Annotated in this window: 12 protein-coding genes; 4 read left to right on the plus strand and 8 right to left on the minus strand. The window is 59.8% G+C overall.

What is annotated here, in order from left to right; translation table 11 throughout:
* Positions 1 to 87 precede the first annotated feature (87 nt).
* A complete protein-coding gene (locus ACIY1O_RS05700) occupies positions 88 to 1,776 on the plus strand; it encodes a class I adenylate-forming enzyme family protein (protein ID WP_397474126.1) in 1,689 nt (562 codons plus the stop codon).
* Positions 1,777 to 1,817: 41 nt separating this feature from the next.
* On the opposite strand, the gene ACIY1O_RS05705 is transcribed toward ACIY1O_RS05700, so the two are convergent.
* The 8 genes from ACIY1O_RS05705 to ACIY1O_RS05740 all read right to left on the minus strand — a co-directional run bounded on the left by ACIY1O_RS05705 (position 1,818) and on the right by ACIY1O_RS05740 (position 10,276).
* Complete coding sequence (locus tag ACIY1O_RS05705; RefSeq protein ID WP_397474127.1) at positions 1,818 to 3,032, minus strand: diaminopropionate ammonia-lyase; 1,215 nt, start codon at positions 3,030 to 3,032, stop codon at positions 1,818 to 1,820.
* 63 nt (positions 3,033 to 3,095) lie between these two features.
* Positions 3,096 to 3,803, minus strand: coding sequence for a nitroreductase family protein (locus ACIY1O_RS05710; protein ID WP_397474128.1), 708 nt, complete (start codon positions 3,801 to 3,803; stop codon positions 3,096 to 3,098).
* The gene (gene cofH, locus ACIY1O_RS05715; RefSeq protein ID WP_397474129.1) at positions 3,796 to 6,234 is read right to left on the minus strand and encodes a 5-amino-6-(D-ribitylamino)uracil--L-tyrosine 4-hydroxyphenyl transferase CofH; all 2,439 of its coding nucleotides are present in this window, start codon (positions 6,232 to 6,234) and stop codon (positions 3,796 to 3,798) included. Before cofH ends, ACIY1O_RS05710 begins: the two co-directional genes overlap by 8 nt.
* A 5-nt stretch (positions 6,235 to 6,239) precedes the next feature.
* Positions 6,240 to 6,977 (minus strand): 2-phospho-L-lactate guanylyltransferase, encoded by a 738-nt coding sequence (gene cofC / locus ACIY1O_RS05720; protein WP_397474130.1) that lies wholly within the window; start codon positions 6,975 to 6,977, stop codon positions 6,240 to 6,242.
* Between the two features lie 13 nt (positions 6,978 to 6,990).
* Positions 6,991 to 8,001: a 2-phospho-L-lactate transferase gene (cofD, locus tag ACIY1O_RS05725; protein WP_397474131.1), complete on the minus strand. Its 1,011-nt coding sequence runs from the start codon at positions 7,999 to 8,001 to the stop codon at positions 6,991 to 6,993.
* A gap of 17 nt (positions 8,002 to 8,018) precedes the next feature.
* Positions 8,019 to 8,795 (minus strand): coenzyme F420-0:L-glutamate ligase, encoded by a 777-nt coding sequence (cofE, locus tag ACIY1O_RS05730; protein ID WP_397474132.1) that lies wholly within the window; start codon positions 8,793 to 8,795, stop codon positions 8,019 to 8,021.
* A gap of 5 nt (positions 8,796 to 8,800) precedes the next feature.
* The gene (npdG, locus tag ACIY1O_RS05735) at positions 8,801 to 9,463 is read right to left on the minus strand and encodes an NADPH-dependent F420 reductase (RefSeq protein ID WP_397474133.1); all 663 of its coding nucleotides are present in this window, start codon (positions 9,461 to 9,463) and stop codon (positions 8,801 to 8,803) included.
* A gap of 36 nt (positions 9,464 to 9,499) precedes the next feature.
* Positions 9,500 to 10,276, minus strand: a complete 777-nt coding sequence (locus tag ACIY1O_RS05740; RefSeq protein ID WP_397474134.1) for a LamB/YcsF family protein — start codon at positions 10,274 to 10,276, stop codon at positions 9,500 to 9,502.
* A 193-nt stretch (positions 10,277 to 10,469) separates the two neighbouring features.
* Here ACIY1O_RS05740 and pxpB point away from each other — a divergent pair, with 193 nt between their 5' ends.
* Genes pxpB through ACIY1O_RS05755 form a run of 3 tightly spaced genes read left to right on the plus strand, consistent with a single transcriptional unit; the run spans position 10,470 to position 13,040 of the window.
* Positions 10,470 to 11,192: a 5-oxoprolinase subunit PxpB gene (pxpB, locus tag ACIY1O_RS05745; protein WP_397474135.1), complete on the plus strand. Its 723-nt coding sequence runs from the start codon at positions 10,470 to 10,472 to the stop codon at positions 11,190 to 11,192.
* Complete coding sequence (locus ACIY1O_RS05750) at positions 11,189 to 12,214, plus strand: 5-oxoprolinase subunit C family protein (RefSeq protein WP_397474136.1); 1,026 nt, start codon at positions 11,189 to 11,191, stop codon at positions 12,212 to 12,214. Before pxpB ends, ACIY1O_RS05750 begins: the two co-directional genes overlap by 4 nt.
* A gap of 40 nt (positions 12,215 to 12,254) precedes the next feature.
* The gene (locus tag ACIY1O_RS05755; protein WP_397474137.1) at positions 12,255 to 13,040 is read left to right on the plus strand and encodes a GntR family transcriptional regulator; all 786 of its coding nucleotides are present in this window, start codon (positions 12,255 to 12,257) and stop codon (positions 13,038 to 13,040) included.
* The last annotated feature ends 120 nt before the right edge of the window (positions 13,041 to 13,160 follow it).

Raw genomic sequence — 13,160 nt, forward strand, 5'->3', positions numbered from 1 at the left:
CGGTATTGAGCAGAGTAAAGTTAAACCGGCATCAGCTTGTAACCGTCTCGATACCTTTAATCGCCGTGTGCGAAGGAACGCCAATACATGAGCACATTATTGACCTTGCATAACCCGCGCACGGCACACGGCTACTATGCGAGCGGCATCTGGAAGGAAGATACTTTCTACACATTGGCGGCACGCAACGCACTAGAGCATCCGCAAGGCTATGCGGCTCGCGATATTCGCCGGCGGCTGACCTGGCCCGAGCTTGTTCAAGAGGTGGATCGGGTTTCGGCCGTATTGCATGCCATGGGCCTGCGGCGGGGCGACCGAGTCGCGGTTTGGTTGCCAAGCTGCGTCGAGAGTATTGCCATCTTTTTGGCTTGCTCGCGAAATGGTTATGTGTGTTGTCCGTCGCTGCATAAAAACCATACGGTTCAGGGCATCGTCGACCTGCTCAACCAGGTGCAGTGCAAAGTGCTGTTTACCAGGCTGGGTTATGGGTGCGACGTTACCGGAAGGTCAATTGTTGATCGCATGGTCGATGTTCCATCGCTGAAGCAGGTGGTGCTCGTACGCCAAGAGGTTGATCCGGCCGCCGGCGGCCAGGTTTCAAGCTACCCGCAGGCCGGTCTTGATCTTGAGCTTGCTCCGGTGGATACCGATCCCGACAAGATTCTGTATCTTGCCTTTACGTCGGGCACCACCGGCAACCCCAAAGGCGTAATGCACAGCGACAACACCTTGCTGGCCAATGGCCGCGCCATGGTGGCCGATTGGGGCTTCACACCAAACACCACCATGCTTACCCTCAGCGCCATGAGCCATCATATCGGTACGGTGGCGCTAGAGCAGTCTGTCATCGCAGGCGCAGAATTGGTCGTCAGTGATTCTTCCGTGCCTTCGCAATGGCTCGACTTGATCATCGAATCGAAAGCCGAATACCTGCTGGGCGTACCCACGCACGGCATCGATCTCTTGAAGGAAATCCATCAGCGCCGGCTCGAGACCATGGGTCATGCCAAGGTGTTCTACCTGTCGGGCTCGGTTATTCCGCCCTGGGTGGCGCAAGAGTTCTTCAACCTTGGCGTGGTGCCGCAAAATGCCTTCGGCATGAGCGAGAATGGCAGCCACCATTACACCGTGCCCGACGATGGCGAAGCAGTTATTGTGGGCACCTGCGGGCGCAGCTGCCACGGCTACGAAACCCGAATCTGGAAACAAGACGATCCCGACGTGCAGGCGGAGCCAGGCGAAATCGGCGAGCTGGGCGGCCGCGGCGGCTTATTGATGTTGGGATATTTCGACAATCAAAATGCCACGGAAGAGTCCTTCAACAGTGACGGCTGGTTCCTGACCGGCGATCTGGGTTCCATCGATGAAAGCGGGTGCCTGCGCATTGTGGGGCGCAAGAAAGAAATGGTCATCCGGGGCGGACGCAATATCTATCCGGGCATCATCGAAGACCTCGCGCACAACCATCCCCACATCCGCAAGGCGGCGGTATTTCCGGTGCCCGACCCCAGGCTCGGAGAAAAAGCCTGCCTGGGCATGATCTGGGACGGCCCCCAGCCCCCCGATCATGTTGCGGTGCTTCAATACCTTTATGAAAGCGGCTTGTCGAAGTACGACATGCCTGAATATGTGCTGTTGACCACGAGCTTTCCCATGACGGCAAGCGGCAAGATACTAAAGCGTGAGCTGACGCGCGCCGTGATGGCCGGCGAGCTATCACCCGAGCCGGTTTTCTGGCGGGCGGGCGCGATAGAGGCGGGCGTGGCCGCTTCTTAGCGGGTGGGCATCCAGCCCACCCCAATCACTCAATCACTTTTTTAAGCTTCGGCAGCCGCTTTCAAGACTTCGTCGGCAGTTTTTCCCACCTGCTCCAGGTAATCGGTTGGAGCAGTGGCGCCTTCAGTATTGATCAACAGCACCTTGGAGTTTTCACCCAGGCCCACTTGGCCGCGCAGGGCTTCATCGTTCGCCAACTGAATCAGGGCGGCCAGGCCGGCGGCGCCGGAGCCGCCGCTGACCACGGGAGTGTCGCCGTATTCGCCGTAGGCCAGCAGCTTCATGGCATCAACGGCGGTGTCGTCAGCAACCGTCATGAAAAAATCCACTGAAGGCTGAAGAAAGCGCCAGGCCAGCGGAGAGGTTTCGCCGCAGGCCAGGCCTGCCATGACGGAGTCGATGGAGCCGGTCGCGCTGGCGGCGTGGCCCGCCACCGCGCTTTGATACAGGCAGTCGGCCTGATCGGGCTCTACGGCGATCATCGTGGGGCGGTTGACGCCGTAGCGTTCCCAAAGGTAGGCGGCCAGGCCGGCAGCCATGCCGCCCACGCCGCCCTGCAAAAATACATGGGTGAAGGGGGGTTGGGCATCGCTCGAGGCGTTCAACTGTTCAATGGCTTCGGCGGGAATGGTCGCATAGCCTTGCATCACATCGCGTGGAATTTCTTCGTAGCCGTCGTACGAGGTGTCGGAAACGACGAGCCAGCCTTCGGTCTTGGATAGTGATTCGGCATGTTCGACTGAATCGTCGTAATCGCCGTCGACACGCACGATATCGGCGCCTTGCGACGCGATGGCCTTTTCCCGATCGGGGTTCACCTGCGAGCTGAGCACGATCACGCAGCGGCAGCCTATGTCGCGCGCTGCGGCGGCCAGCGAGCAGCCATGGTTGCCGGCGGTGGCGCTAACCACAGTGAAGTCTTTCAGCTCTTGGGCATGCTCGCCGGCAAAAAGAGATTTGGCCGTATAGCCGGCAGAGGGAAACTTGCGCAAGATCAGCCGCACCAGGGCGATCGAGGCGCCCAGGGCCTTGAAACTGCCCAGGGACGAACGTTTGGATTCATCCTTGAGCAATACGCTGCCAAGCTTGAGCTTGCAGGCGAGGCCCTGGAGGGAGACCAGCGGCGTCGGGTCGGGGTTAAGCAGTTTCCATTGCGACAGCCATTCGCGCGATTCTGCAGCGCGTTCAAGATTCATGATGGTGCGCAAATCGGCGGGGTAAGGGGAACGGCTGGCGAGTTTGTTTTTGACGAACATGGTTTCTCCTATGGGCAACGGGCGCTGCTTGCATTGCAAGTCGGCGGGAGCCGCTTGCGATGGTCAGTGGGCCGGGTCATTCAGTGTCGGGCCGGTGTCGGCTTCGTCGAGGTACAGCGTTGTCTCGTGTGGCGGCTTGCGCATGAAGGGCTTGCCGTGGTTGGCTGCGTAGCCGACAGTCAGCATGCCTTGCGGTATCCAGTGGTCGGCGAGTTTCAGCGCGCCACGGACAATGTCGGGACAGAACATGGGCGCGCACATCCAGCACGAAGACAACCCGGCGGCATGGGCCGCCAACATGATGTTTTGTCCCGCCATGGCCACGCTTTGTATGGCCATGTTGTGTTCATGGTCGTTGCGGGTCTGTTCCCGGTAGCGATCCATGTCTTCCATGGTCAGGCAAAGCAATATGATGGCCGGCGCCGAGGTGATTCGTGCATACGACCGGGACACATCCGCCTCGATCGCCTCGGGGTCGTCGTTGTCCGCACCGCGGTCGCGGCGCAACTTGTCGCCCATGGCCGAGGCCAGGCGCACCTTGGTTTCATGGGAGCGCAAGACCACGAATCGCCAGGGCTGGCGGTTGTGTGCCGAAGGCGCACACGAGCCCAGATACAGCAGCCGGTCGATCAGGTCGACAGGCAGTTGAATGGGCAGATAGCGCCTTACGGAACGACGGCCTTGTAGAAGCGCGGCGGCGTCGTCCAGCGCCGCATGAGGCTCGACACCGACAGGCTCAAATAGGGCTTGGTCGGAAAATGCGTTAAACAAGGCTGGCATCCTTCGCGCGTTTGGCGTGCTTGCGCATCAGCGGAATAATCGGTTGGATGGCGGGCTTGTCTTCACGTGCGCGCTTCTGAATCTCTTGAGGTATGTCTTGGTAAACGGTGTTGCGCTGGCGCGGAATGCGGCCCATCGATTCAAGCAGGGCTTCCATGCGCGGAGCGGTCATTTCCTGGCCGTGCGACGCGCCGGCCGAACGCGAGATGGTCTCGTTCATCAGGGTGCCGCCCATGTCGTTGGCGCCGGCGTTCAGGCAGGCCTCGACGCCCACGTCTCCCATCTTCACCCACGATGCCTGTATGTTGGGCACGTGGGGATGCAATGCCAGGCGACCCACGGCGTGCATCAGCACGGCCTCGCGGAACGTGGGGCCGCGCCGGGCGCGTCCTTTGCGGTAGATGGGCGATTCCATGTGGATGAATGGCAAAGGCACGAACTCGGTGATGCCGCCGGTCTCGGCCTGAAGCTCGCGGATGTGCAAAATGTGGCGCGCCCAATGTTCATAGCCTTCAATGTGTCCGAACATAATGGTGGATGTGCTTCTTAGGCCCACCGAATGCGCGGTGCGCACCACTTCCTTCCATTGCTCTGTGGTGACCTTGTCCGCGCAGATGACGGCGCGGATTTCGTCGTCCAGGATCTCGGCGGCGGTGCCGGGCAGGGTAGAGAGGCCGCTTTGTTTCAGGCGCAGCAGGTAATCTTTCAAAGGCATGCCTAGAGTCTGGGCGCCTTGCCAGATTTCCAACGGCGAAAAAGCATGAATCTGCATCTCTGGAACCACTTGCTTGACGGTCTCGCAGATTTCCATATAGGTGTGGCCGGTATAGGAAGGATGTATGCCTCCTTGCATGCACACCTCGGTGGCGCCGCGCTCCCAGGCCTCCAGCACACGGCGCTGAATTTCGTCCAGCGGCAGGTCGTAGGGTTTGCCGCGCAGGTCTTCGGCGCCGCGCCCTTTGGCGAATGCGCAGAACTGGCAGCGATAGCCGCAGATGTTGGTGTAATTGATATTGCGATTGACGACGAAGCTGACGGTATCGCCATTGACGGCGGCTCGCAATTCGTCGGCAGCCTTGCACACAGCCCGGTATTCGGAACCATGGGCGCGAAACAGGCGTACGATTTCTGCTTCGCTTAGGGCTGCGCCGGCTTGAGCCCGCTGCAAGATGACACTTAGCTCATTCTTTATCAGGGGCAGATACTGGTCGGCAGTAGAGGTGTTCCAGAAGAGCGTGTCTGCCGGAGGCGCTTCCTGGCTGCCGGCTGTCCATTTCTCGGTGTAGGCCAGGCCTTGGCCGTCGGTTGCCTGCAGCAGGCGCGTGTGAAACGCGGGGTCTACCCACTCTTGCATCTTGCGCGCATAGGCGGGGTAGATTGCCAGGCGTTCAACAAGCTCCTTGCCGGCTTCGCGGGTGGCTTCAGCCAGGTTGGCCAAGTGCGGCCAGGGCGCTTCGGGGTTGACGTGGTCGGGGGTAACCGGCGAGACGCCGCCCCAATCATTGATGCCCGCGTCGATCAACTGCTTCAGTGCGCCTGGCTGCAGGTTGGGCGGCGCCTGGATGTTCATTTCGGCGCCGAATATCAGCCGCGCTGCGGCAATGGTCCAGACGTGCTCTTCCAGCGATGGTGGTTCAACGTTGACCATCTTGGTACCGGCCTTGGGCCGGAAGTTCTGAACGATGATTTCCTGGATGTGGCCGTGTTGCTGATGCAGACGGCGCAACGCAAGCAGCGAGTCGATACGCTCGCGGCGCGTTTCGCCGATGCCGATGAGGATGCCGCTGGTGAAAGGCACTTTCGCTTCGCCGGCCAGGCGCAGGGTTTGAAGGCGCGCCGAAGGCAGCTTGTCGGGCGACCCATAGTGCGCGCCGCCGGGTTCGCAAAGTCGCTCGGAAGTGCTTTCAAGCATGATGCCTTGGGAAACGCTGACCGCGCGCAGCCTGTCCAGGTCTTCGCGGGTAAGCAACCCAGGGTTGACGTGGGGGATGAGCCCGGTTTCTTCGTAGACGGTCTTGCAGGCATCGACCAGATAACTGATGGTGCTGTCGTAGCCCATGGCATCAAGGGCTTCACGCGCCGCCATGTAGCGTAGTTCGGGCTTGTCACCCAGTGTGAAGAGGGCTTCTTTGCAATTGGCCTTGGCGCCCTGGCGCGCTATCTCCAGCACTTGCTCGATGCTTAGATACGGGGCGGGCATCTTGCGGGGCGTCTGCGCAAAGGTGCAGTAGTGGCAGACATCCCGGCATAATTGGGTTAATGGTATGAACACCTTTTTCGAATACGAGACGGCTTCGCCATGCCCCTTGTCTCGCATGGCGCCGGCTGGGGCCAGCAACTGGTCCGATGCCAGTTCGATGAGGCCGTAGGCGGCTTCGTCGGAAAGCGGGGTGTTGCGGTCCGTAAGAATCAAGCTGGGCATAGTGTTCATCCTTTTTGAAATCGGGTCGGGATAAGCTCCGGTACGGCCCTGGGAAAAATAGATTCGGTCGCCGGAAATACGGCGGCGTTCAGCAAGCGCGCGGCAATGCCGCTGCGCTTGAGGTAGGCATAGGTTTTGGTGGAACTGCTGCAGTTCAAGAACGACAGCAGGTCAAGCGGACGATCGATGTCGTAATGAAGCCGGGGCGTGCTTAGAATGTTCGGCTCGATGCCCGAGGACGTGGCCAGGTGGCGATGCGCCCTGAAGCTGTTGTGCCCAAAGCAGTTGGGTATGACGTTGGGCGGAGAGCAGAGCATGGCGTTGGTGCCGCCGTCCCGGGCCGCCGGCACCAGCGTCACAGCCCTGGGCAGCGCATGCGCATCCAACAGGTGGTTGACCGTGGCGGGGTCGATGGCGGGTACGTCCGAAGGCACCACCATCATGCCTTCCATGCCTTGCGAGCGCAGGGTCTGCGCTGCGGCTGCGACGGCGCCCGAAAGGCCTCCCGACACAGGGTCGGGCAGGGTGGACGCCCCAAGCGATATGGCCAAATGAGCCGCTTCGCGGTCGGAGGTGACGACATACACTGCAGCCAGTCGTTCGCATTGGATAAGGACGCTCAGCACATCTTCGAACATCACGCGCGCCAGCCGGCGGCGCTCTTCGTGCGACAAAACCGTTTTCAGGCGCTGCTTGGCTTCGTTGAAGCTCTTGACGGGTATGACCGCTGCGATACGTTGCATGTGCCCTCTCTTTTTATCGGCCGTCGGCGCTGCTCTTGCGCATGGCGCCGTCGCGGCGCAGGGTGTGCGCAAAGGCGAGGGTTTCCGAAGCAAGCCGGATCGAGTCTTGCAGATTGCGCATCAGCGTGGGCGTTGGTAGCGCCGGCACGGAAAGGTGATGCGAATCCGCGGCATCCTGGATATCGATGACCAGGCCGTCCAGCAAATCCAGGTAGACCTGGGCGATGCCGTTCGAATCGACCGACATATCGAGCTCGGCCATGATCTTGGCCGCCGGTCCCTTCACGGCGCGGCCTCCGATCAGCGGAGACACCACCACAACGGGTGCGTTTACGTCCCTAAGCGCCTGGCGCACTCCGGGCAAGGCCAAAATAGGGTCGATGCTGAGCTGCGGGTTCGAAGGGCAGATAACAACGGCTTCCAGCGATTCGTCGGCTAGGCATTCCATTAAAGCCTTGTTGGGTTCGGCCGCCTCGGCTCCAAGATAAGAGATGCCGTGCACCCTGGGTTTAGTGGCCCGGCGTACGAAGTACTCTTGGAAGGCGAGATCGCCTTCGTCTGTCTGAACAGTGGTTCGCACGGCGTCGTCCGACATGGGCAGCATTTGCGCGGCGATGCCCAATTGCTTGCAAAAACCGGCGGTAACTTCGCTTAGCGTCTTACCGTTTCGAAGCTGATGGCTGCGCTCGATGTGCACGGCCAGGTCGCGGTCGCCCAATGCGAACCAATCTTCCGCGCCGAGTTCTTTTAGTGTCTCAAGGCAATGCCAGGTTTCGTTGGCGCGGCCCCAGCCGCGCTGTTCGTCGTTTTTGCCTGCAAGCCCGTACAGAACGGAATCAAGGTCGGGGCAGATGGTCAGGCCCAGATGTTCGAAATCGTCGCCGGTGTTGATGGCTACGGCCAACTGCCCCGGTGTCGAGATGAGCGCGTTCAGCCCGCGGGCCAGCTTGGCGCCGCCCACGCCGCCGCACAATGCGAGCACGCGGCCGCTTGGTGTGTACTTGCTGGAGTTTTCTGTTGCCATGTCCGAAACCCTTTCGTTTAACGGAATAGATCCTGGTGCCTGGGGCGTATCAATGCGTCGGCGGAATTCTCGGGGCTGTCCCACCGCAACCCGCGCAAATGCACTACGGGCTTGCCCGCGTCTGTCTGGCCCATCAGCAGCGATGCCGCGGCTGCGATTTCATCGGCGTAGGCAATTTCTGAAACACGCATCGACCTGCCGTACAGATCGGGCTTGCCGATCAGGCTGATCAGGCTGGGCAGGCCGGCCGCGCCCAACGCTACGCCGGTAACCCCAAGCCGCCATGGCCTGCCGAAGCTGTCGTTGATCAGCACGCCGACCGTCGCGCCGAAATGCGAATCGAGGCGCGCTTTCAACTGGCGGCAGCTTTGGTCGGGGTTTTCGGGCAGCAGCAACGCATATTCGTCGCCATCATGGTGGTCGATGTTCGACTGATCGATGCCGGCGTTGGCCATGATGTAGCCCAGCCTATGCTCGACGATAAGTACACCAGGCGCTTGCGTGACAATGGATTTGCTTTCCGACAAGATCAACTCGATCATGCGCTCGTCCTTGCCGATGTCGCGCGCAATTTCCTGTGCGCGCGGCGACGGCGTCACGTCGGCCAGCCGTACCAGCCGGCCCTCGGCCTTGGATACGATCTTTTGCGCCAGGATGACCACATCGCCCGATTCCAGAGACAGCCCGTTTTGTTCGAGGCTGTCGATAATGGCGGCGGGCAGGTCGTCTCCGGGCAAGACCATGGGAAAGCCATCCAAGGCCGTAAGCTTGATCGAGGTGTCCGGCGTGTGCATGTCGCTTACTCGGCCAGCCCGGTGATCTTGATGCCCGCGCACTCTACTTTGTAGCGCTTGTTGATGCCGATCAGCAGAGAGGTCATGGCGTCTGCAGCGGCCGAGTTGGCGATGGGGCCGGCGTCAACGCCATGCATGCCGATGTCCTCGATAAGCCCGATGACGGTCTTCCTGGCGTCTTGGTCGTCGCTGGTGACGAGGATGTCGCAGGCGATGGGCCCGTCGGCTTGCAGCTTTGCGGCGCCGACGTTCTGGAACGCCGCCACCACGCGCGCTTTGTCGCCGATGAGCTTGTGGGCGATCATGCCCGCCGAGCCTTCGGGCGGTAGTTGCACCACCGCGACTTTAGGCGGAACCAGCGGCACGACGGCATCGACGACAATCTTGCCGTCGACAGCGTCTTTGATTTCTTCCAGCAGCGCGTTGTGGTTCGAGAACGGTACCGTCAGGACCACGATGTCTCCCTGCCTGGCTGCATCAAGGTTGGTGGCGCCTTGAGCTTTGGGCCCGCCTTCAGGGGTGGCCAATGCATTTGCGGCTTCTTGTGCCTTCTCGGCGGTGCGAGAGCCCACGATGACCTGATGGCCCGCTTTGGCCCAACGCTTTGCAAGCCCCGAACCGAGGGCGCCTGTCCCGCCCAGTATGGCTATTTTTTTCTGATTTTGCATGGAATGCTCCTAGAGTGCTGTGAAGTTGCCGACCGTTCAGGAAAGATCCATTTCGGTAAGGGGAACGATCTTGACGCCGGCGTCTTCAAGACCCTTGCGGACCATGGCTGCCAGCGCCACCGCGGTGGGCTCGTCGCCATGCACGCAAAGCGAGTCGACCTTGCGTTTGATACGCTTGCCTGATGTGGAAATGATTTCGCCTTCGACGACCATGCGCACCACTTGCTCGGTGGCGACTTTGGGGTCATGGATGACAGAACCGGGAATGCTGCGCGACATCAGGTTGCCGTTGTCGTCATAGAGACGATCGCAGAAGCCTTCGCGGGCAAGTTTCAAATTGAGGTTCTGGGCGGCCTTTTCCATCTCGGAACCCGACAAGGCAACATAGATCAGGTCGGGGTCGACGGTTTTGATGGCGCGGCCGATGGCCATGGCATAGTCGGCATTTTCCGCCGCCATGTTGTTCAGCGCCCCATGCGGCTTTACGTGAGTGACTTTTTCGCCGCAGAATGAGGCCATGGCCTGAAGCGCGCCAATCTGGTATGCGATGAGGTTTTCAAGGTCGTTGGCGTTCATTTGAATGCGGCGACGGCCAAACCCCCACAGGTCGTTGAACCCGGGATGCGCGCCGATGCTGACGCCTTCCTGCTTGGCTTGCTCGACAACGCGGCGCATGGTGAGAGGGTCGCCGGCATGGAAGCCGCAGGCGATGTTGGCCGAGCGGATTATTTTCAGGATGGCGCTGTCGTCGCCGATGTCATAGGCGCCGAAGCCTTCGCCCATGTCTGCATTGAGGTTCACTGATAGGGTCATGTTGGTTCCTTGAGTGAGGTGGGTGATTATTGTCTTGGAAGCGGACAGTACACTGGCGCGCTGGTTTAAATTGATCTAAGCTTGTCTACATGCTGATAAGTATATTGTGCTAAAGATAGAAAGACAATATCATTGTGATCAATGGAAACCCTAGGCGTTGCGGGGTGGGGAAATCTGAAGCGGGAGACAACTGATGGTAGTGCAGTTTCTTAAGCAGGGCGATACCGCATTGGTAGTGCAGTTCGGCGATGTCATCGACCGGGCGCTTAGCGATCGCGTGCTGCGGCTGGGCCGGCGGATACGGGCTTTGGGCATCGTGGGCATCACCGATCTGGTGCCGACCTTTCGGTCTTTGCTGGTCAATTACGACCCTTTGGTCGTGGGCGGCGAAGAGCTGCAGGGCAAGCTCGAGGGTTTGCTTGAATCTTCCGAAGCAGAAGGACAAGAGGCGCGCCAGTGGACGATTCCGGTTTGCTACGAGGGCGAGTATGGGCCCGATGTCGACGAGGTGGCGCAAGCCGGTGGCCTAAGTTCAGCCCAGGTTGTCGAGCAGCATGCCGACACGCTTTTCCATGTATATATGCTGGGCTTTGTGCCGGGCTATCCCTATATGGGAGATTTGCCCTCGTCGCTCGTACTTCCCAGGCGCAGCAACCCGCGAACCCGCGTGCCGCCCGGCTCTGTGGCGATTGCATCGGTCATGACCGCCATCTACCCGCTTGAAAGCCCCGGTGGTTGGCATCTTATCGGTTCGACGCCTGTTCGCTTGTTCGATGCAAAAAGCGAAAGCCCGGCCTTGCTCAGCCCGGGCGACAAGGTCAGGTTCAAACCCGTCGGCATTGATGAGTATTCGAATATCCGCAAGGCCGTCGAAGCCGATGATTACGAAATTGATTGCCAGAGGGTCGTATCATGACAGCGGTATTGAAGGTGCTCGATGCCGGGCCGTACACTACTTTTCAAGACATGGGCCGCATGGGTTATCAAGACGTCGGCGTGCCGGTTTCGGGCGCCATCGACAGGGTAAGCGCGCGGCTGGCCAATGTGCTGGTGGGCAATTCTGCGGGCTCGCCCGTGTTGGAAATGCTTTTGCAAGGCATGTCTTTCGAAGTGCAGGCCGGTTCGGCCAGGGTGGCTCTGTTCGGTTGCGATGGTTCCTTGGCGGTGTCCGGCGCGCGCCAACTGACGGTGCCCGCAGGCCGCAGTGTCCGCCTGCTGCGGGGCGATGTGGTGAAAGTCACATCGCTTGGCCAGTCGCTTTGCGGATACGTGGCGGTTGAAGGCGGTTTTGATGTGCCAGTGCAGTTGGGCAGCGCTTCAACCTACGTAAGGGGCGGTATTGGCGGGTTTGAGGGGCGGACGCTGCGACGCGGCGATATGCTGGGCCTGATGATGCCCGACGCAGAAATACGCTTCGAAAAAGAGCTGGCCGTGCCGTACGATTATGCTTATGGGCAAGCTATACGTGTGGTGCTGGGGCCTCAGGACGATTACTTTACGAGCCGGGCCAAGGAAGACTTTTTTTCCGGGCAGTACGTGGTTTCGGACAAAGCCGACCGCATGGGCTTTCGCCTGGACGGGCCTGCGCTTGCGCACGTCGATAGTTATGATCTGGTGTCAGACGGTATTGTCAGCGGCGCCATCCAGGTGCCCGGTTCAGGAATGCCGATCGTGTTGCTGGCCGATGCGCAGACCACGGGCGGGTATCCCAAGATCGCCACGGTCATTTCCAGCGACATACCCGTGTTGGCTCGACGCCGTCCGGGTTCCGCGGTCGAGTTTCAGCAAGTAAGCTTGGAAGAGGCCGAGGGTCTCGCGCGCGACCTGAATGTTAAATTGTGTAATATCGCTGAATATGGCTTGAAAGAAGTGGCGCCGGCCGGTGTCATTGATCAGGCAGCATTGCGAACCGAAAACTTGACGAGCGGAGTGGTATAACCCCGGCGCTTCTTGTTATTGAATCTATAGAGAACACGATATGCAGAAACGGCACGTAGAGGGTTTGTCTGGTCACATCCCCGCATATATACAGGTGGCCTCGGCGCTGCGGCGCCGCATCGAAACGGGTGAGTGGCTGCCTGGCGAAAAAATTTCCACGCTTGAAGAACTTGAAGAAGAGTTCAAGCGGGCCCGGGTAACCGTCAGGCAGGCCGTGGGGCTGCTCGAGAAAGAAGGCTTGCTGATGCGCCAGCAGGGGCGCGGCACCTTCGTGGCAGAGCATGTGAATGACAAGCGCTGGCTCACGCTCCAAACTTCTTGGGACGCGATGATCCGCTCCATCAAGAACAACGTGCCACGATTCATCACTGTCAACGAGCCGCCGGCATTTCCCCGCCTTAGCGCAGAAGAGGGCAAGCTGGCGGACGAGTACGGCTTCTTGCGCAGCCTGCAGTTGCGCGACGGCATGCCTTACGCCGTGGTAAGCGTACACATTAAAAGCTCGGTTCTCGAGCAATATCACGACGAGTTCATGAAGCAGACGGCGCTTGCCGTGCTCGACAAGCTTCGCGGCAGCGTGGTCAAGAAAGCCCATCAAACCATGACCATCGGCACCGCCGATCCGGAAGTCGCCCGCTTGTTGGGAGTTTCGCTAAGCGCACCCACGGCCGAGTGCCGTTGCGTTGTCACGTCCGACGACAACGAGGCCATCTACGTGGGTGAAATCACATACCGCAGCGATTGCATCCGCCTGTATATGGACCTTCTCGACAACGGCGAGGCTTCCGAAGAAGCCGCCGAGCTCGAAGCGAACAGTAAAGCCTGACCCTATTTCTTTCGGTATATCCACGTAAACCCGAATTGAAGGTATATGGTCCTATATTTAGAATGATGGTAAGAAGACAACTTATCTGGGCATCTCGTCGCTAATGTCGGTCGGGAAAGC

This window comes from Pusillimonas sp. (genome assembly GCF_044464525.1).
GTDB lineage: Bacteria > Pseudomonadota > Gammaproteobacteria > Burkholderiales > Burkholderiaceae_B > Pusillimonas.

Coding starts and splice junctions, on each gene's coding strand:
- ACIY1O_RS05705 (WP_397474127.1), bottom strand. CDS start 3,032: ATGTTCGTCAAAAACAAACTCGCCAGCCGTTCCCCTTACCCCGCCGAT.
- ACIY1O_RS05700 (WP_397474126.1), top strand. CDS start 88: ATGAGCACATTATTGACCTTGCATAACCCGCGCACGGCACACGGCTAC.
- pxpB (WP_397474135.1), top strand. CDS start 10,470: ATGGTAGTGCAGTTTCTTAAGCAGGGCGATACCGCATTGGTAGTGCAG.
- cofE (WP_397474132.1), bottom strand. CDS start 8,795: ATGCACACGCCGGACACCTCGATCAAGCTTACGGCCTTGGATGGCTTT.
- cofD (WP_397474131.1), bottom strand. CDS start 8,001: ATGGCAACAGAAAACTCCAGCAAGTACACACCAAGCGGCCGCGTGCTC.
- ACIY1O_RS05755 (WP_397474137.1), top strand. CDS start 12,255: ATGCAGAAACGGCACGTAGAGGGTTTGTCTGGTCACATCCCCGCATAT.
- cofC (WP_397474130.1), bottom strand. CDS start 6,977: ATGCAACGTATCGCAGCGGTCATACCCGTCAAGAGCTTCAACGAAGCC.
- npdG (WP_397474133.1), bottom strand. CDS start 9,463: ATGCAAAATCAGAAAAAAATAGCCATACTGGGCGGGACAGGCGCCCTC.
- ACIY1O_RS05740 (WP_397474134.1), bottom strand. CDS start 10,276: ATGACCCTATCAGTGAACCTCAATGCAGACATGGGCGAAGGCTTCGGC.
- cofH (WP_397474129.1), bottom strand. CDS start 6,234: ATGCCCAGCTTGATTCTTACGGACCGCAACACCCCGCTTTCCGACGAA.
- ACIY1O_RS05750 (WP_397474136.1), top strand. CDS start 11,189: ATGACAGCGGTATTGAAGGTGCTCGATGCCGGGCCGTACACTACTTTT.